Source organism: Pseudoalteromonas sp. SD03 (assembly GCF_040937955.1).
Taxonomy (GTDB): Bacteria; Pseudomonadota; Gammaproteobacteria; order Enterobacterales; family Alteromonadaceae; genus Pseudoalteromonas; species Pseudoalteromonas tetraodonis.
Genome location: NZ_CP162514.1, coordinates 2,663,703 through 2,682,764, shown reverse-complemented (window position 1 = coordinate 2,682,764; position 19,062 = coordinate 2,663,703). Strand labels below are relative to the sequence as shown.

20 protein-coding genes are annotated in these 19,062 nt (G+C 42.3%); 15 read left to right on the top strand and 5 right to left on the bottom strand.

Annotated elements, in window-relative coordinates; all coding sequences use genetic code 11:
* Positions 1 to 42: 42 nt before the first annotated feature.
* Positions 43 to 1,275, top strand: a complete 1,233-nt coding sequence (locus ABZP26_RS12605; RefSeq protein WP_368485009.1) for an NRAMP family divalent metal transporter — start codon at positions 43 to 45, stop codon at positions 1,273 to 1,275.
* A gap of 415 nt (positions 1,276 to 1,690) precedes the next feature.
* Entirely contained in the window at positions 1,691 to 2,125 is a 435-nt protein-coding gene (locus tag ABZP26_RS12600) for a hypothetical protein (RefSeq protein ID WP_368485008.1), read from the top strand.
* A gap of 258 nt (positions 2,126 to 2,383) precedes the next feature.
* On the opposite strand, the gene ABZP26_RS12595 is transcribed toward ABZP26_RS12600, so the two are convergent.
* From ABZP26_RS12595 to ABZP26_RS12585, 3 genes are read right to left on the bottom strand one after another with little or no spacing between them, the layout of a single operon-like run.
* A complete protein-coding gene (locus ABZP26_RS12595) occupies positions 2,384 to 3,571 on the bottom strand; it encodes a VWA domain-containing protein (RefSeq protein ID WP_290187453.1) in 1,188 nt (395 codons plus the stop codon).
* Position 3,572: 1 nt separating this feature from the next.
* A complete protein-coding gene (locus ABZP26_RS12590; RefSeq protein ID WP_008464234.1) occupies positions 3,573 to 4,421 on the bottom strand; it encodes a MoxR family ATPase in 849 nt (282 codons plus the stop codon).
* Between the two features lie 50 nt (positions 4,422 to 4,471).
* A complete protein-coding gene (locus ABZP26_RS12585) occupies positions 4,472 to 4,696 on the bottom strand; it encodes a DUF1653 domain-containing protein (RefSeq protein WP_368485007.1) in 225 nt (74 codons plus the stop codon).
* Positions 4,697 to 4,757: 61 nt separating this feature from the next.
* Here ABZP26_RS12585 and ABZP26_RS12580 point away from each other — a divergent pair, with 61 nt between their 5' ends.
* From ABZP26_RS12580 to rpoS, 11 genes are all read left to right on the top strand, one after another.
* Positions 4,758 to 5,231, top strand: coding sequence for a DUF2947 domain-containing protein (locus tag ABZP26_RS12580; RefSeq protein ID WP_013465675.1), 474 nt, complete (start codon positions 4,758 to 4,760; stop codon positions 5,229 to 5,231).
* Positions 5,232 to 5,301: 70 nt separating this feature from the next.
* Entirely contained in the window at positions 5,302 to 5,934 is a 633-nt protein-coding gene (locus ABZP26_RS12575; RefSeq protein WP_016899656.1) for a hypothetical protein, read from the top strand.
* A 35-nt stretch (positions 5,935 to 5,969) separates the two neighbouring features.
* Positions 5,970 to 6,257 carry a cell division protein FtsB gene (ftsB, locus tag ABZP26_RS12570; protein ID WP_013465673.1) on the top strand — a complete coding sequence of 96 codons (288 nt, stop codon included), beginning with the start codon at positions 5,970 to 5,972 and terminating at the stop codon, positions 6,255 to 6,257.
* Entirely contained in the window at positions 6,247 to 6,948 is a 702-nt protein-coding gene (gene ispD / locus ABZP26_RS12565) for a 2-C-methyl-D-erythritol 4-phosphate cytidylyltransferase (RefSeq protein WP_368485006.1), read from the top strand. The genes ftsB and ispD overlap by 11 nt, the downstream gene beginning before the upstream one ends.
* Positions 6,945 to 7,427, top strand: coding sequence for a 2-C-methyl-D-erythritol 2,4-cyclodiphosphate synthase (gene ispF, locus ABZP26_RS12560; protein ID WP_016899658.1), 483 nt, complete (start codon positions 6,945 to 6,947; stop codon positions 7,425 to 7,427). Before ispD ends, ispF begins: the two co-directional genes overlap by 4 nt.
* Positions 7,424 to 8,473 carry a tRNA pseudouridine(13) synthase TruD gene (gene truD / locus ABZP26_RS12555; protein ID WP_215521772.1) on the top strand — a complete coding sequence of 350 codons (1,050 nt, stop codon included), beginning with the start codon at positions 7,424 to 7,426 and terminating at the stop codon, positions 8,471 to 8,473. The genes ispF and truD overlap by 4 nt, the downstream gene beginning before the upstream one ends.
* On the top strand, positions 8,454 to 9,218 hold the full coding sequence (gene surE / locus ABZP26_RS12550) for a 5'/3'-nucleotidase SurE (RefSeq protein WP_368485005.1): 765 nt from the start codon (positions 8,454 to 8,456) through the stop codon (positions 9,216 to 9,218). Before truD ends, surE begins: the two co-directional genes overlap by 20 nt.
* Positions 9,208 to 9,846, top strand: coding sequence for a protein-L-isoaspartate(D-aspartate) O-methyltransferase (locus ABZP26_RS12545; protein ID WP_016899661.1), 639 nt, complete (start codon positions 9,208 to 9,210; stop codon positions 9,844 to 9,846). Before surE ends, ABZP26_RS12545 begins: the two co-directional genes overlap by 11 nt.
* 9 nt (positions 9,847 to 9,855) lie before the next feature.
* Positions 9,856 to 10,434, top strand: a complete 579-nt coding sequence (locus ABZP26_RS12540; protein WP_016899662.1) for a YqaA family protein — start codon at positions 9,856 to 9,858, stop codon at positions 10,432 to 10,434.
* 41 nt (positions 10,435 to 10,475) lie between these two features.
* The gene (locus ABZP26_RS12535) at positions 10,476 to 11,300 is read left to right on the top strand and encodes a peptidoglycan DD-metalloendopeptidase family protein (RefSeq protein WP_368485004.1); all 825 of its coding nucleotides are present in this window, start codon (positions 10,476 to 10,478) and stop codon (positions 11,298 to 11,300) included.
* A gap of 117 nt (positions 11,301 to 11,417) precedes the next feature.
* On the top strand, positions 11,418 to 12,389 hold the full coding sequence (gene rpoS, locus ABZP26_RS12530; RefSeq protein ID WP_028833937.1) for an RNA polymerase sigma factor RpoS: 972 nt from the start codon (positions 11,418 to 11,420) through the stop codon (positions 12,387 to 12,389).
* 61 nt (positions 12,390 to 12,450) lie between these two features.
* Here rpoS and mutS read toward each other — a convergent pair whose 3' ends face one another.
* Positions 12,451 to 15,036 carry a DNA mismatch repair protein MutS gene (gene mutS, locus ABZP26_RS12525; RefSeq protein WP_368485003.1) on the bottom strand — a complete coding sequence of 862 codons (2,586 nt, stop codon included), beginning with the start codon at positions 15,034 to 15,036 and terminating at the stop codon, positions 12,451 to 12,453.
* Positions 15,037 to 15,057: 21 nt separating this feature from the next.
* Between mutS and ABZP26_RS12520 the strand changes: the two genes are divergently transcribed.
* Together ABZP26_RS12520 and recA are read left to right on the top strand one after the other, a co-directional pair.
* The gene (locus ABZP26_RS12520) at positions 15,058 to 15,546 is read left to right on the top strand and encodes a CinA family protein (protein ID WP_024602330.1); all 489 of its coding nucleotides are present in this window, start codon (positions 15,058 to 15,060) and stop codon (positions 15,544 to 15,546) included.
* A 68-nt stretch (positions 15,547 to 15,614) separates the two neighbouring features.
* Complete coding sequence (recA, locus tag ABZP26_RS12515; protein ID WP_013465663.1) at positions 15,615 to 16,658, top strand: recombinase RecA; 1,044 nt, start codon at positions 15,615 to 15,617, stop codon at positions 16,656 to 16,658.
* 127 nt (positions 16,659 to 16,785) lie between these two features.
* Here recA and ABZP26_RS12510 read toward each other — a convergent pair whose 3' ends face one another.
* Positions 16,786 to 18,906 (bottom strand): TonB-dependent siderophore receptor, encoded by a 2,121-nt coding sequence (locus ABZP26_RS12510; RefSeq protein WP_175527476.1) that lies wholly within the window; start codon positions 18,904 to 18,906, stop codon positions 16,786 to 16,788.
* Positions 18,907 to 19,062: the final 156 nt, after the last annotated feature.

Below are 19,062 nucleotides of genomic sequence, written 5' to 3'. Positions count from 1 at the left end.
ATTAATAATAAAAGCACATAACACACCAAATTTGAGAAGTTAATGCAGTACACACAAAATACATGGAAGTCTCGGTTAGGGGCGCTTGGCCCAGGTATTTTAATGGCAACCGCTGCCATTGGTGGCTCACACTTGGTGGCCTCTACTCAAGCAGGCGCATTATTTGGCTGGCAGCTATTTTGGCTTATTGTGGTGGTTAACGTTTTAAAGTACCCGTTTTTTCGTTTTGGTATGGAATACACACTCGCCACCAAAAACAGTTTAGTAGAAGGGTATAAAAACCAAGGCCCTGGCTATTTTTACAGCTTTATTGCCCTCAATATTATTGCCGCTGTGGTAAATACCGCAGGTGTATTGTTGCTTACGGCGAGCTTATTACACTACGCATTACCTATTAGCATTCCTGTTACCTTATTGTGTTGGGTAATATTGGCCGTGTGTTTAATTATATTATTACTGGGGCATTTTAAAGCGCTCGATAACGTAGCAAAAGCTATTATGGGGCTACTTACTATAGCAACCATCACTGCATTGGTTATTGCTATAAATAACGGCCCAGTAGCGCCTGTAAACTACGTTGGCCCCTCACCGTATGAACTTGCCATGTTAGGCTTTATGGTTGCTTTAATGGGCTGGATGCCAGCGCCTATTGAAATATCGGCACTGAGCTCTTTGTGGCTTAAAGAAAAACAAGCTCAGCAAAGTGTGACTAAAAGCCAAGGTTTATTCGATTTTAATCTAGGTTATTGGTTAACCGCCGGGCTTGCGCTGGTATTTTTTAGTTTAGGTGCGTTAGTGCAATATGGGCAAAACAGTAATATAGAGCTCGGTGGTGTAGCGTTTGCTAAACAGCTGATTGATATGTACGCATCAACAATAGGCGAGTGGGCAAGGCCTTTGGTATCAGCCATCGCGTTTTTGTGTATGTTTGGCACCACACTCACCGTACTTGACGGTTACGCCCGCACACTTAACGAATCACACAAATTACTTGGTTTTAAGCAATCTAAACACAGCTTAAATACGTGGCTTATACTGCAAGCATTGGCCGGTATGGCGGTTATTTTATTTTTTAAATCAGCCCTTGGCCCTATGCTTACCTTTGCAATGACACTTGCTTTTGTAACCACACCGGTTTTTGCATGGCTTAACTTCAGCCTAGTGCGCTCAGAGCCCGCGATTAAACACAGTCTACTTTTGCGTAGCTTAACGTGGTTAGGTTTAGTGTACTTGGTTGGTTTTGCTGTAGCGTTTGTGGTTTGGAAGTTGATGTGATTTTATTTTCGAGGTTCGAGGTTCGAGGTTCGAGGTTCGAGGTGAAAGGTGCAAATCAAACGACCTCTACATAAATACCGACTTTTGTAGACCGCGATAGGCTGCAAAGAGCGAAGATAAGACGGTCAAAAATTATGATGTTTATCCTAATTAGTTTAAATATGAATTAGATAGGGCTGAGCAAATGTACGATAATAATCCAATTGAGTTTATACATCGCTTATTTGGTATTCCTTACTCAGGAAGACGATACTAAAATGGCAAGCTCGGCTAATCAACTCTCACCTACCAACCCTAAAAAGGGGTGGTTTTCTATAGGCGTTTTATGTTTAATCATTACTCTCTATGCCTACAGCTTTAAATTAGAAATTAGAAATTAGAAATTAGCACATTAAGTCTTATTGCTGAAAATGTAATGTCGTTAAAAATTAAACCTGTAGTAATTCCTTTGATAGTTATGATGCCCGCTTTTTTTGTACTCATCTACGGGATTTATCAAAGAATGCATGGTGATATATCAGAGAAATCGATGCGAAGGGGGCTATTTGTTATTATAGGATGCTTCCCTCTATTTCTGATTACCTGGTGGATTTATAGCTGGCAACTTAGTGATAAGCTTGAAAGTGAAGGCTATTCCATTTGTCACTGGTATTCAGGAGCTTCACTAGGAGCTCCAAAAATTTGGCTTTCAGATCCAAGTTACTGCATTGAAGACGGTTATTTAGTAAGGATTGAATTACTTGAATGGCTAAAGCAGCAGCGGTTAAGTGGAAAAACACCATCCATTGAAGTCTTCGAGAAGCAATTAGAATTCATGCTCAGTGAATACCATCAAAAATATGGTGTATGAGCTACTTAAAATGCATTAACTAAGTTTTTTTATCGCTTTACTTATCTCATTTAAACTAAGTGGGTACATGCGGTTGTTCATTAACGCGGTGCATCGGATTGTTTCTGGTACATCGATCATTTTGTCGGATGGCGTGGCTTCGCCACTTATTCGACCTACGTCAAAGGTAGGTTGGTTAAGCCGAAGGCGCCACCCAACAATTTTATAGGTTCAAGACCGAAGCTCTGCTGCTAGCGCTGAGCTGTCGTAAATTAACATTTAACTCAGCTCTTTTATCGCGCTACTTATCCCATCTAAACTCAGCGGGTACATTCTGTTATCCATCAGCTGCTTTATAAAATCAATTGATTGATAATACGGCCAGTGTTCAACCGGTTGTGGGTTGAGCCACGCGACTTTATCAAAGTGATTAGTGATTCGTGCCAACCACGCACTGCCAGGTTCTTCATTCCAATGTTCTACTGAGCCGCCAGGGTAGGCAATTTCATATGGGCCCATAGTGGCATCACCGACAAATATAACTTTGTAGTCGCTGGTAAACTTGTTGATCAGCGTCATGGTGTCAATAACGTTTGAGTGGCGGCGTTGGTTATCTTGCCACACGTGTTCGTATAAACAGTTATGAAAGTAGTAAAACTCTAAATGTTTAAATTCGCTGTGGGCGGCGCTAAATAATTCTTCACAGGTATGAATGTAGTCATCCATTGAACCGCCAATATCAAACAGCATCAATACTTTTACTGCATTGTGGCGCTCGGGTGCCATTTTTACATCGAGCATGCCACCTTGTTTGGCGGTCGCGCGTATGGTTTCGTTTAAATCAAGGGTGTCGCTTGCGCCAGTGCGGGCAAATTTGCGTAGTTTTTTAAGGGCCAGCTTTATAGTGCGTGAGCCAATTTCGCGGTCAGAATCGAGGTTACGGTATTCGCGCTTATCCCACACTTTTACCGCTTGGCGATTGCGGTTGCCATCTTGACCAATACGCACACCTTCAGGGTTATAGCCGTATGCCCCAAAAGGCGAGGTGCCGCCGGTACCTACCCACTTATTGCCGCCAGCGTGGCGTTTTTGCTGTTCTTCTAAACGCTCTTTAAGAGTTTTCATCAGCTCGTCGAGCCCGCCCATGGCTTTTAGTTGAGCTTTTTCTTCATCGCTTAGGTGCTTTTCAAACTCTTTACGCAACCAATCTTCAGGTAAGTTGTGCTGCTGTTTTAAGCTCTCGAGCAGGTCTAAGTCGGCAATACCGCTAAAGTAATCGCTAAAAGCTTTATCGAAACGGTCAAAATGGGTTTCGTCTTTTACCATAATAGTGCGCGCTAAATGATAAAACGCGTCTACATCAGCAAATATAACGCCTTGTTTTAAAGCGTTAATTAAATCGAGTAGTTCGCGCAGGCTCACAGGCAAGCGGTATTTACGTAGCGTGAAAAAAAACTGTACCAACATATTAGCGACGGCTCATAAACGCGAGCTTTTCGATTAGGCTTATGTCTTGCTCGTTTTTAAGTAGTGCGCCAAACATCGGCATTAAGCCGCCTTTTTGCGCTTTGTCGTGCAGCGTTTTTGCGTCTATATCTTCAGCCATTAATAGTTTTAACCAATCCAGTAACTCGCTGGTGGATGGCTTCTTTTTAAGACCGTTGGCTTCGCGTAAGTTAAAAAACACTTCAAGTGCTTGGCGAACTAAATCTTGTTTAACATGCGGGTAGTGCACATCAATAATTTGCTGCATTTCGTCGCTATTTGGAAAATCAATATAATGGAAAAAGCAGCGGCGTAAAAACGCATCAGGCAGCTCTTTTTCATTGTTTGACGTGATGATCACAATAGGGCGCTCTTTGGCCACAATGCGCTCACCGGTTTCGTATACATGAAATTCCATTTTATCGAGTTCGAGTAGTAAATCGTTTGGAAACTCAATATCGGCTTTGTCTATTTCGTCAATAAGCAGTACTGGGCGTTTTCCGTTTAGCTCAGCGTACATGAAGGCTTGCCACAGCTTACCTTTAACTATGTAGTTACTAATATTGTGAACGCGCTCATCACCTAGCTGGCTGTCGCGTAAACGCGATACTGCATCGTACTCGTACAAACCTTGCTGCGCTTTAGTGGTTGATTTTATATGCCACTGAATAAGCTCTGTATCTAAACTTTTTGCCAGCTCTTCAGCCAACATGGTTTTACCTGTGCCCGGCTCGCCTTTAATTAAAAGCGGCTTTTGCAGCATAATAGCGGCGTTTACGGCCTGTTTTAATGCTGAGCTTGCGATGTAGTTGTCGGTTGAATTAAATTGCACGGGTCATCCTCTGGTCTGAGCAGTAATTATTATGCGTTATAATGCCATAGTTAATCGGCTTCACCAAGGTAGGCAAAACGCGCAATCGTTTTACCTTCTTTTTCTACGGTTTCAGTAAACATACTTAGTGGACGTGCCCATATGCCGTATTCACCGTATAAGGCTTGGTAAATAACCAATTGCTCGTTGGTTTCGCTGTGAGTTGCCACATGCATAACTTTGTATTGTGGGCCTTTGTAGTGTTGATATAAACCCAGTTTTAGTGCTGTAGTCATAGTCTGTTATCTTGTATAATTTGCCTTCGCTTTTTATTATGCCAAAGAATACGCCAATACTATGAATTATATTTCTCTTGATGATTACAAAAAAGCCTGGGTATTTCGCCACAAAGATATTCCGGTTTCAGATATTGATGCAGCTAATATTAAACCGATGACCAGCGAGCGTGCTGCAGTGCTATGGACAACCATGGTGAGTCGTGAACATGATCATCCTGACTTTTTTGATAAAACCGATTGGTGCGCGCAAGAGCAAAACTTTAGCCAAGAAGTAAATTGGGAAGACGCATGGGAAAGCGAAGATCCCCAATTTCCTGACGCTATTTTAAACCACCTAGACTGGCAGGCTAACACCACCGTTTATTTTTGTATGGCGCGCGATAATATTATTGAAACGAGCTTTGATGTGTTTAAACGCAACTGGCAAAACTTTATGTTTTTAGCCGATGGCAGTTTATTAATTGGAAAAAAACGTAATACGGTTGTGCAATTTTTAGAATCAGGCATTGCGAAATTAGGCGAAAAGCCCTAACAATCGGTGCTTAAAAACTGTGCATTACTGTGTTATAAAACATCTATTAAGGTGTTTTTGAGTACAGCGATTGGTCAGTAAAAATAAGCAGTTTGACACAAACCAACAAGTTGAAATGTGGCAAACTGATGCACAAAAAGTGCTTTATGCACAATTATGTAATGCCTTTTATCAGCGTGAGGTGCAGCGCTTAGTGGCTGAACCTAATGGTGATCGTTTACGCAGGCAATTAAAAAGCCTGCCTTATTACATTGAACGTGCCGCAACACGGGTGGCTAATGCAACATCGCCTTTTACGCTCGATGCGCAAAATGGTGGGTGGCTTGAAAAGCAAAAACCAACTCCGCCAGAAGTTAATTCTTCAGCGAATGAACTTTTTTATCAAGTCTATGCCAAAGTTGGGCTGATTATTCCTGTATTATTACAAAATCACGGCCAAATTCGGGTTAGAATAGACAGCATTGATCAAGTAACTAAAACACAGGTTCATTGCAATGAGCTTGGCTGGTTTGATTTTTTAGGTCAAGGGCTTGAGCAGCAAAGTGCGCAATTACTCAAACCCAACAAAGCAACGCTTGCTGCGGCGTGTTGTGGCCACCAGTGGCAGTTTTCAAAGCGTAGTACGCCACGGGTATTATCGTTACGGGAAATGTTATTGGCTGCCAATATTAATTGGCGCAATGTTAAGCGGCCATTGGCGTAAAGCTTACAATTCAAAATTAAAATAAGGAGTGTTTAATGCGATTTTTTCAATTTGGCTTGTTGTGCTTAGCACTTTTTATTCAGTATAGACTTTGGTTTGGCCATAATGGTGTGCAAGACTACACCCGTCTAAAAAATGCGGTAGCATCGCATCAACAAACAAACGAAAAGCTGATCAAGCGTAATAAAGTATTAAAAGCGGATATAGAAGATTTAAAGCTCGGCCTTGAAGGTATTGAAGAGCGTGCCCGCAACGAATTAGGAATGATTAAACCGGACGAAACCTTTATTCGTGTTTTACCGGCTCAACACCATGACAAATAAATTTACTATTGCAGCTATTGTTCCTGCCGCAGGTGTTGGCAGCAGAATGCAACACACAACACCAAAGCAATATATTTCCTTAGCAGGGAAAACCATTTTAGAGCACACGCTCGCTAAGTTATCGCAGTTACCGCAGTTAAACTCTATAGTGGTGGCTTTGAGCGAAACCGACCCTTACTTTGACGACCTTACGCTATCTGATCCTCGCATCGTGCGTGCTATTGGCGGTAAAGAGCGTGCAGATTCAGTATTAAACAGTTTATTGTATTTAGCTGCCAATCCACCGACTTGGGTTTTGGTGCATGATGCAGCAAGACCTTTAGTTGATATTGCTGATATAGAGCGCCTAATAGCACAATGCATGCAGGCTGATGAAGGCGGCATTTTAGCCAGCAAAGTAAAAGACACCATAAAACGAGGGCAAAGCCATGCGCAGCAAACAGTGCCTCGTGATGATTTATGGCAAGCACTTACGCCACAGCTTTTTAAATATGACGAGCTCAAAACAGCACTGCAAAATGCGTTAGCCAATGGGGCAATTATTACTGATGAAGCTAGTGCCATGGAATGGGCAAATAAGCCGGTAAGGTTGGTGGCGGGGCGCAGTGATAATATTAAAATTACCACCCCAGAAGATTTAGACTTAGCAGGTTTTTTACTGCAAAAACAAAATAATGAGAGTGCAACATGATACGAATAGGCCATGGTTTTGACGTGCATAAGTTTGGTGGCCAAGGGCCTTTAACCATCTGCGGCGAAAAAATTGATTACCCGCAAGGCTTTTTAGCGCACTCAGATGGTGATGTAGCTATTCATGCGTTGTGTGACGCGATTTTAGGCTCATTAGCGCTGGGCGATATTGGTAAGCACTTTCCAGATACAGCCAGTGAATATGAAAATATCGATAGCCGTATTTTACTTCGCCATGTGGTGAGTTTGGCCAAGCAACAGGGCTATGTATTGGGCAATGCGGATGTCACCATTGTGGCACAAGCACCAAAAATGCTGCCGCACATTCAAGCAATGCGAACCAATCTTGCCAGTGATTTAAATGCTGAGCTCTCACAGATAAATGTTAAAGCCACAACCACTGAAAAGCTCGGGTTTGAGGGGCGAAAAGAAGGTATTTCAAGCCATGCCGTGGTCATTATGAGTAAACAAAGCGCATGAGCGAATTAAATTATTTATATGGTGCGCCGCTTTCTAAAGCCGACTTTAAAACCACCGCAGAAGACTTTATGGTTGATGAAGATCTTGGTATAGAGTTTACCGGCAGTGGTGAACACGTGTGTTTGCAAGTGGTTAAAAAGGGTGAAAACACCCAATATGTTGCCAAGCTGATTGCACAAAAAGCGGGTGTATCGCCACGTGATGTAAGCTATGCCGGTATGAAAGACCGCCATGGAGTATGCTCGCAGTGGTTTAGCGTAAAAGTACCGATTAAAAAGCATATTGATTTTACTGAGCTCAACAGTGAAAGTGTGTTTGTGGTATCGCAGCAGCGCCATGAGCGAAAATTACGCACCGGTTGTCATAAAGGAAATAGATTTACTATTACCTTGCGCAATGTAACCGAGCCGCTTGATATTTTGTGCCGTATAAACGCAGTGCGTGCTGGTGTGCCTAACTATTTTGGTGAGCAGCGTTTTGGCCGTGATGGACACAACCTAGTGATGGCCGAAAAAATGTTTGCCGGTGAGCGCATACGCGATAAAAAGCTGCGAGGCATTATTATTTCTGCAGCACGTTCACATGTGTTTAATCAAATTGTTAGTTTACGCGTGGCAGAACATGGCCTTGCTAAAACCATGCACCGCGAAGTATTTATGCTTAGCGGTAGCAATGCGTTTTTTGAAGATGCGATAAGTGATGAAAATATTGCGCGTCTTGCCTCTGGCGATATTATGATGTCGGCGCCCATGGTGGGAAAAAGCGAAAAAGGCCTTACCGAACAAGAAAAAACATGGTTGGCACCGTATCAAGCATGGTGTGATGGCTTAGGTGAGTTAGGGCTTAAAAACGAGCGCAGGATGCTGCGTTTAATCCCCCAAGATCTAAGTGTAGAAACACTTGATGAACGCACATTAAAACTCAGCTTTGGTTTACCCAAAGGCTGCTTTGCAACGGCTTTACTGCGCGAACTGGTTGATTATACTGACGCCAGTCCTCGCGAGCGAAAAGAAAAGGATAACGTAGATGAAGATTCTATTAAGTAATGATGATGGTGTTAATGCCAAAGGTATTGCTGTTTTATACCAAGCATTAACACAAATTGCTGAGGTAACGCTGGTTGCGCCAGATAGAAATTGCAGTGGCGCAAGTAATTCACTGACGTTAATGAATCCTTTGCGTGCAACGACACTCGACAATGGCTTTATGTCGGTTAATGGCACGCCAACGGATTGTGTGCATTTAGGTGTGAATCAATTAATGGGTGAAAAGCCCGATTTAGTGGTAGCCGGTATTAACCACGGCGGCAATTTAGGTGACGATACACTTTACTCTGGTACGGTTGCTGCGGCGACCGAAGGTCGTCATCTGGGCTTACCAGCAATTGCGGTGTCTTTGTGCTCTCACCATGGTGAACACTTTGAAACGGCAGCGGCCGTTACGGTCAATATTATTAAAGGGCTTGCTTCGCATCCACTGCCTAAAGATCAGATCATCAATATTAATGTGCCAGATATTCCTTTAAGTGAGCTAAAAGGGGTTCAGGTAACTCGCTTAGGCGCGCGACACAAAGCAGAAACCATGACTAAGCAAAGCGATCCTTGGGGACGCGATATTTTTTGGTATGGTTCTTTGGGTACAGAAAGCGATGCCGGTGAAGGCACCGATTTTTATGCTGTAAATAATGGCTATGCATCAGTCACCCCATTAAGCGTTGATATGACCGCTAAAGACAGTATCAAAGCTGTGGGAGAATGGTTAGCCGAGTTGGAGATCAACCGTGCTGGCTAATTATACCCGCAGTGCACAAGCGCTTTCAGACCTATTACAACGAGAGGGCGTAGAAGATAAGGAGGTTTTAAAGGCGATTGCGCAAATTCCTCGGCATATCTTTATTGATGATGTACTAAAGCACAAAGCGTATCAAAATACGGCGCTACCAATAGGGCAAGGACAAACTATTTCTCAGCCTTACATTGTTGCCCGTATGACCGAATTGATGCGTTTAGCTGGCGTGAAAAGTAAAGTGTTAGAAATTGGTACCGGATCCGGCTATCAAACCGCGGTACTGGCTAAAACCTTTGATAAGGTGTATTCGGTTGAGCGTATAAAAGCTTTGCAATGGCAAGCAAAGCGTCGATTACATCAGCTCGATTTATATAATGTCACTATGAAACACGGTGACGGTTGGCAAGGATGGCAATCGCAAGCGCCATTTAATGGCATTATTGTGACGGCTGCGGCAACGATTATCCCTCCAGAACTACTCGCACAACTTGCAGATGGAGGCGTATTACTCGCCCCCATTGGTGAGGCAGAACAAAAATTAACCATGGTTATTCGCCAAGGCGATAGCTTTACAGAGCATGTAATTGCGCCAGTAAGATTTGTACCTTTGGTCCCTGGCGATATTGAATAGGAATTCATTTTGAAGTTGTTTACCAAGTTATATGATATGGCCTTAGTGTGGGCTAAGCATCGCCATGCAGAACGTTATTTAGCAGGGATGAGCTTTGCCGAATCGGTTTTTTTTCCGGTGCCACCCGATGTAATGTTAGCGCCTATGTCGCTGGCACAACCGAGTAAAGCATGGCGATTTGCAAGCTTTGCTACCGTAGCTTCTGTGCTTGGTGGCGTGCTAGGTTATCTACTAGGGTTTTGGTTATTTGAACCTGTTGTAGAGCCTTTTATTGCACAAATGCAATGGCAAGATAAATTTAATACGGCACTTACATGGTTTAAAGATTATGGCGTATGGGTGGTATTTTTAGCCGGGTTTTCGCCTATTCCTTATAAGGTATTTACTATTGGTGCAGGGGTATTACAAATGGCGTTTTTACCCTTTATTGTTGCATCGGCGGTTGGACGAGGGGCGCGTTTCTTTTTAGTATCTGCTTTAATGAAATGGGGCGGAGTTAAAATGGAGCAAAAATTACGTCAATATATTGAAGTGCTTGGCTGGGCTGTGGTTGCTTTAATTGTTGTTGCGTACATTTTATTACGTTAAGTACTATATATTAATGTTATTAACGCAGAGGGCAAAACGCATTGAATAAACAAATACGCTGTTATGTTGCTTTATTTATTAGTGTTTTGCTCTGTGCATGCTCGTCTCGCCATGTTCCCGCTCCGGTAAGCAGTTTAAATAATAATATTAATGACTATCCCTCACGGATTAATATTAACGGCGGAAAATACACAGTACAAAAAGGCGATACACTTTACTCGATTGCTTTTAATGCCGGAAAAGATTTCAGAGAGCTTGCAAAAAACAATTCAATTCCATCACCTTACACTATTGTTCCTGGTCAGGTTGTTTCTCTTTTAGAACCAAGTAAGCCAAGGGTTACAGCAAAAACGAATCAAAAACACCCAGCTAAAAAGCTATCTCATTTACAAAAAAATAACAAAAAATTAAAGAAAGAGCTTGATAAGCCGAAAAAACGAAGGTATGTTCAAAAACAAGCTAACCAAAAAATTAGCAAGTCTCAAGGTTCTACAAACAGAAAGTTGAGTTGGTTTTGGCCTGCTAAAGGTAAAATAATCCAACGCTTTTCTAACAAGGAAAATGGTTATAAAGGCCTACAGATTGCTAATAAAAAGGGGACGGCAGTATTCGCCGCTGCTCAAGGAACGGTAGTCTATGCGGGTAGTGCACTAAGAGGTTACGGTAATTTAATTATATTGAAACATAATGATGATTACCTAAGTGCTTATGCACATAACTCAAAGTTACTTGTTAAAGAAAAGCAAATAGTGAAGGCGGGACAAAAAATAGCAGAAATTGGTAATTCAGAGTCTTCAGTAACGGCACTTCGCTTTGAAATTCGTTATCGAGGAAAAGCTGTTAACCCTGCTAAATACCTACCCTGAACTAAAGGTGTTGATTGACAGTTCTGGAGAAGGCTCATGGCTAATACAGCAAAAGCTAATAAAACGACTACAGACCTTAATCATAAAGTTATTGATAGCTTGCTCAGGAGAAGTCTTATGGCTGATGTAGCAAAAGCTGAGAAAACCCCCACTGATGATAAGTTTGACGATTCAAAAGTTGAAGAGCCAACGCAACTACTTGATGACGTGGAAGATGAAGACGTATTTGTTAAAGAAGAAGTCACTAAAAACCTCGACGCCACTCAGTTATACCTAGGCGAAATTGGTTTTTCCCCTCTATTAAGTGCCGAAGAAGAAGTTTTTTTTGCACGAAAATCGCTTAAAGGCTGTGAAGCTTCCCGTAAACGCATGATTGAAAGTAACTTACGCTTGGTTGTGAAAATTGCGCGCAGGTATAACAATCGTGGGCTTGCTCTACTCGATTTAATTGAAGAAGGCAACTTAGGACTCATTAGAGCAGTTGAAAAGTTTGATCCTGAACGTGGTTTTCGATTTTCTACTTATGCTACATGGTGGATACGTCAAACCATTGAGCGGGCGATAATGAATCAAACGCGTACTATTCGTTTGCCTATTCATGTAGTTAAAGAGCTTAACGTTTATTTACGTACAGCACGTGAGCTAACGCAAAAGCTTGATCATGAGCCTACCGCAGAAGAAATTGCAGAAAGCTTAGATAGACCGGTCGAAGACGTCACCAAAATGCTACGCCTAAATGAAAAAATAGCCTCTGTAGATATGCCCATTGGTGGCGAGAATGACAGTGCATTATTAGATGTGATAGCTGATGAAAAAAATGTAGGCCCTGAAGGTGAAGTACAAAACAACGATATGAATACGCATATTATTGACTGGTTAGGTGAATTAAACCCTAAGCAACGCGAAGTACTTGCACGTCGGTTTGGTTTACTAGGCTATGAACCCTCAACCCTTGAAGATGTTGGCCGTGAAATAGGCTTAACCCGTGAGCGAGTTCGCCAAATACAGGTTGAGGCGTTACGTCGGTTAAAAGATATTTTGCAGCAAGAAGGATTAAGTACCGAAAGCTTATTTGAACAATTTGCTTAATCTAATCTAAACACACAGAAAAATGAATACAGCCCGGCTTTTTAAGCCGGGCTGTTTGCGTTTAAAGCAGTGCTTTTAATTTATAAAGCAGTTCATGCGCCTGACGCGGTGATAGGTTATCAGGGTCTATTGCGCTCATTTGTTGCTCAAGCTCACTAGGCTGAATTATTTGCGGTTCACTATCAAACGGTAAAACCTGTTGCTCTGTAGTGACTGTGGTGACACTTTGATGGTTTTCAAGCAAGCTTAGCTTTTGTTTAGCTTGGGCAATAACCGCTTTAGGCACCCCGGCCAGTGCTGCTACTTGCAAACCAAAGCTCTTACTCGCTGCGCCATCTAAGACCGTATGCATAAAGGCAATGGTATCGTTGTGTTCGATGGCATCTAGGTGCACATTAACCAGCCCAGGCGTTTGCTCTGCAAGTTCTGTAAGTTCAAAGTAATGGGTTGCAAACAGGGTTTTAGCCGCTATTTTTGAAGCGAGGTGATCAGCCGTCGCGTACGCCAGTGATAAACCATCGTAAGTACTGGTTCCTCGGCCTATTTCATCCATAAGCACCAATGATTGCGCGGTGGCATTATTTAAAATAGCCGCGGTTTCGGTCATTTCAACCATGAAGGTTGAACGCCCAGATGCTAAGTCGTCACTGGCGCCAATACGGGTAAATATTCTATCTATATTACCAATTTTAGCGTTATCGGCAGGAACGTAACAGCCAATATGTGCCATAAGCACAATAAGTGCAGTTTGGCGCATGTAGGTTGATTTACCGCCCATGTTAGGGCCGGTAATAATCAACATTTTACGCTGGTTATTGAGCTCCACAGGGTTGGCAATAAACGGGTCTTTCATTACCTGCTCTACCACAGGGTGGCGGCCTTGTTTAATGCTGATATTATCGTTATCGCAAAGCTCTGGCTTGGCATAATTAAGTGTTTGGGCGCGCTCTGCTAAATTGTTCAGTACATCTAGATCGGCAATTACTGAGGCCATTATTTGTAGCTGCTCAATATGCGGAGCTATAAATTCAAATAACTGTTCGTATAATTGTTTTTCAAGGGCCAGCGCTTTTGATTGGCTGCCGAGGACTTTGTCTTCGTGTTCTTTTAGTTCTGGGATTATATAGCGTTCGTTATTTTTTAATGTTTGACGACGAATGTAATCTGCAGGCACTAAGTGCGAGTTGGCGCGACTCACTTCAATAAAAAAGCCATGCACTCGGTTATAACCAATTTTAAGTGTACTAATACCGGTGCGTTCACGTTCGCGCTGCTCTAGCTGTTCAAGCACATCGGTGGCACCTTGGCTTAAATTACGCCACTCATCGAGTTCGCTGTTATACCCTGGCGCAATAACACCGCCATCACGAATTAACACTGGCGGATTATCAATGACAGCACGTTCAAGTAATGCTTGTAGCTCAGGAAGCTCTTTAGAATGCGTAATTATATGCGAAATACGTGTATCAGTTGCATCGTTTAATAAGCTATGCAGCGGTGCTAATGCTTGAAGCGCACTGCGAAGCCGTGTTAAATCGCGTGGGCGAGCGGTATGTAATGCCAAGCGAGCAATTACACGTTCTATATCACCAATCTCTTTGAGCGCGTCATGCAGTTCACCACATAATTGTGCATCTAAAATGGCAGTAATAGCATTAAGTCGTGAGTTGAGTTCATCTTTATTACGAATAGGAGTATGAATGCGACGTTTAAGTAATCGCGAGCCCATCGCCGTTGCTGTTTTATCAAGCACTTGGGCTAAGGTGTTTTCAAAGCCGCCGGATAAATTAACCGTTAACTCAAGGTTTTTACGGGTTGGCGCATCCAAAATAACCGCGTGTTCGTTATGCTCAAGAGTGATTGCGCGGATGTGCGGTAATGCAATACGTTGGGTATCTTTTACGTACTGCATTAAACAGCCTGCTGCCACCAAGGCGCTATGTGCTTTGTCGACGCCAAACCCCACTAAATCTTTGGTCCCAAACTGCTCGCACAGTAAGTGTTGCGCGGTATCAAGGTCAAACTCCCAATCAGGGCGACGTCTTGCCCCTTTAATGTGTTCAATTAAGTGAGTGTTTTCAAAGTGTTCGCTATACAGTAATTCAGCAGGCGCTAAGCGTTGTAGCGTTGAGCTAAATGCTTCATCAGTGTTTACTTCAACAACATTAAAGCGTCCTGAGTTGATATCAAGATACGCAATACCGTATTGGCCTTTTTTATTTTGGCAAACACTGGTTAAAAGGTTGTCTTGGCGTTCTTGCAGTAAGGCTTCGTCAGAAATGGTACCCGGAGTGACAATACGTACTACCTTGCGCTCAACAGGACCTTTGCTGGTGGCTGGGTCGCCCACTTGCTCACAAATAGCCACCGACTCGCCCATTTGTACTAAGCGGGCTAAATAGTTTTCTACTGCATGATAAGGCACGCCCGCCATAGGAATAGGATCGCCACCGGCTTTGCCGCGATGTGTTTGTGAAATATCAAGCAATTGCGCGGCGCGTTTTGCGTCGTCAAAAAAGAGTTCGTAAAAATCCCCCATCCGATAAAACAATAAAATATCGCGATGCTCTGATTTTATTTTTAGATACTGCTGCATCATAGGGGTTTGTTGTTTTATAGTGTGCGGTGCATAAAGATCAAACGACATGTATTTACCCAAAGGCTGAATATGGAATTACATCAAGAGATTAAGACACTTGCTGCGCAATTAGGCGCTATTTTAACGGATAAACGCTTATGGATCACTACCGCTGAATCATGTACTGGTGGTGGAGTGAGTTATTCGCTTACCGATACCCCCGGAAGCTCTGCATATATTGACCGCGCATTTGTCACTTATAGCAATAACGCAAAGCATGAGTTGCTCAATGTGAAGCGTGATACCCTCGAGGAATTTGGCGCGGTGAGCGAACAAACAGTCATTGAGATGGCAGCAGGTGCATGTAAGGCGGCTAATGCTGATATTGGCATTGCTATTTCAGGAATTGCAGGTCCCGGTGGTGCCACTGAGGGCAAACCTGTAGGGCTTGTGTGGTTTGGCCTACAAATTAACGGTAAACACTGGACGTTTGAGCAAGTATTTGATGGAGATAGGGCGCAAGTTAGGCTGCAAGCTATTGTATTTTCATTGAAAAGTATAATAGAGAAGATAAAATAATAAAATTAGCTTGATACTGTGATTTCATACAGTATACTTGTCTGCATTAGCTGGATTTGGAGAGTAAAATGAACGATAACAAACAAAAAGCATTGGACGCAGCTTTATCACAAATTGAACGTCAATTTGGTAAAGGCTCAATTATGAAATTGGGTGATAACAAGGCGTTAAACATTGACGCTGTATCAACAGGCTCGCTAGGTATTGATATTGCTTTAGGCATAGGCGGCTTACCAATGGGGCGTATTGTTGAAGTATATGGCCCAGAGTCATCAGGTAAAACAACGCTAACATTGCAAGTTATCGCGGAAGCTCAAAAAGAAGGTAAAACGTGTGCCTTTGTTGATGCTGAGCATGCTCTTGATCCAATTTATGCACAAAAACTAGGCGTTAACATTGATGAGTTACTGGTATCTCAACCAGATACGGGTGAGCAAGCACTGGAAATTTGTGACATGTTAGTGCGTTCAAGCGCGGTTGATGTGGTTATTGTCGATTCAGTTGCAGCATTAACGCCAAAAGCTGAAATTGAAGGCGACATGGGTGATTCACACATGGGCTTACAAGCACGTTTAATGTCACAAGCATTACGTAAGCTGACTGGTAACATTAAGCGCTCAAACACGCTATGTATTTTCATTAACCAAATCCGTATGAAAATTGGTGTAATGTTTGGTAACCCTGAAACAACAACCGGTGGTAACGCCCTGAAATTTTACGCCTCTGTACGTATTGATATTCGTCGTATTGGTTCGGTAAAAGAAGGCGACGAGGTTGTTGGTAATGAAACGCGCGTTAAAATTGTTAAAAACAAAGTTGCACCGCCGTTTAAACAAGCTGAATTTATCATTATGTATGGTGAAGGTATTTCTAAGCAGGGTGAGCTGATTGATTTAGGTGTTAAGCACAAACTTGTTGAAAAAGCAGGTGCTTGGTATAGCTACAATGGCAACAAAGTTGGCCAAGGTAAGTCTAATTCGATTAAGTTCCTTAAAGAAAACCCTGAAATTGCAGATGAAATTGAAGGTAAACTGCGTGAAATGCTATTGCTAAAAGCAACAGTTGAGCCAGAAGATGGCGAAGACGTATTAGGTGACGAAGGCGACCTTTAAGCCAATTAGTTTTAAAAGCTTGATTTGACCCGAGCTTAAAAAAAGCGCTAACCAATTAGGTTAGCGCTTTTTTATTGCTTGCTATAAATTGACTTAAGCTCTGTTCATGAGAGCCCAGTACTCAGGTTTATAGCTGCCAGTTAACTGACAGTGAGTAGTTACGCGGTGCACCGTAGTAACCTTGAGCCCAATAGAGGCTGTTTATGTATTTTTCATCAGTGCTGTTATTAACATTGAAGGTAACACCGACGTTTTGAGTGATTTCGTAGGTGGCCATTAAATCTAGTAAGCCATAAGCACCTTGTTTTGTAGTAACCAATGCGTTGCCTGCTGGATCTTTTACTTGCACGCGGCTAATAGAGTCTTGCCAGCGGTAATTAGCACCTAAGGTTAAACCATCAATAAATGGCACCTGATAAGTGGCAGCCATTTTTAATTGGTTTTCTGGGGTGTAGTCTTTAACAAGTTCGTCACCATCAATACTTAAATTACTAAAGCTGATACTGGCACTTAAATCATCAGTTAAGCGACCGCTTAGCTCAATTTCGAATCCATCGCTATTGATACCATCTGCAGCATAATAACGCGTATCGCTAGGAAGAGAGTTTGGAAGTGCAACAGCAAGTCCATCTTGCTCGGCATCAAAGTAGGCGAGTGTAACAAATACTTGCTCACCTAAAAGCTGTGCTTTTAGGCCAACCTCAGTACTTTTGCCAATTACAGGAGCCAGTTGTTCAGCATTAATGTCTAACTCTTTTTGTGGTACAAACGTTTCGGTATAGCTAGCATACGCAGATAACGACTCGGTAAAATCGTACACTGTGCCAATATAAGGGATTAATTCTGAGTCATCACGGGTTTGTACTACATCATAAGCAATACCTTTAGTTTCCCAATCGGTATAGCGTACTCCAGCTAAAAGGCTCAATGGTTCAGCTAATTTGATGCGGGTTGATATATAAGCCGACCTTTGTGTGTTTTGTACATCACTGCCATTTGGTCTATCAACCAATGTCGCTTCTGGAATAACACCATCCCAACTTGCTAAATCAGGCATACCTGGAAAACCATTACCTGTAGTGTAGTCATAAAGCGATTGGTCATTAAAGTCCATGTTTGCTTGGCTGATGCCGAATGATAAGTCGTGCTCTAGCGAAAATAGCTCAAACTTACCGCTGGCATATAAATCATACAAATCTTGTGTGTCTTTGTAATCATAACGACTCGCATATCCCGTTAAACCTAAACCAGTTTCTTTATCTGGTGTGCCATACACATAAAACAACTCTGAATTTTGTTCATTTTTTATGTGGGCATAACGCGCTTTAGCTACCCAAGTCGCTGATAAGTTTTGCTCAAGTGTTACATAAACACGTTCAGCGCTATTATCCCAATACGACCAATCTGCAGCTGTGCTAGTTGAGTCATCATAGTTAGTTGCTGAGCCATCAGTGTAATAAAGTGGTAACGCGCCCCATAAAGGACTGTCGGCATCTTTTTGTTCGTTTACGTAGTTAATGCTCAGTAGTGTATCGTCAGTCAGCTTACCCTCATAGGCAAGGTAGGCAACGGTTTTATCGGTTTCGTAACGGTCTAGGTATGACTCTTTATCTTGCTTAGTAAATACAGCACGAACAGCGTGTTCATCGTTAATCGGTGTGGAAACATCAATATCTACACGTTTATTATTCCACGAACCATAAGAAGCGGATGCATGAGCTTGCGTTGTGTAGGTTGGTTTTTTTAGCACCATATTAACAGTAGCCGATGGGTTACCTGCACCGGTCATCATGCCGTTGGCACCACGCACTATTTCAACGCGATCGTAAATTGCCGTATCAAGTGTACCTTGAATTGAACCTGAACTTTGCGGCGTGCCTAAACCATCAATTAAAAAGTTAGTTATTTCAAAACCACGGGCTTTAAAGTAAGTACGATCGGTTTCTATTTGTTCCACTGTTACGCCTGGGGTGCTTTCTAATACCGCATTAATATCATCAAGTGAAAAGTCATCCATCAACGCACGTGAGACAACAGAAATTGACTGTGGAGTTTCTTTAATTGTTAAACCTAGCTTAGTCGCTGACTGTGCTTCTTCGGTAATATAATTTTTATGATGTTGCCCATAAACGGCAATTTTTTCTAGAGGTAGGTCGTCTTGCGTGTCGTTAGCAATAGCATGCCCAGATAAAACCAGTGAAGTAAGTAGACTCAGTTTAAATGCAGAGTTTTTATGTTTGTACAGCATCTTGTTTCCCATAAGATAAAATGTGGGTGTAATTTAATCTAAATGAGAGTGATTTGCAATTGCGTTAAGTCGGTATTTTACACATCTTTGTTATTTTTTAAATAAAGCGTGTGGTTGTAGTTAACCTGATCGCTAGTTAAAAACCAAAAAAAGCGG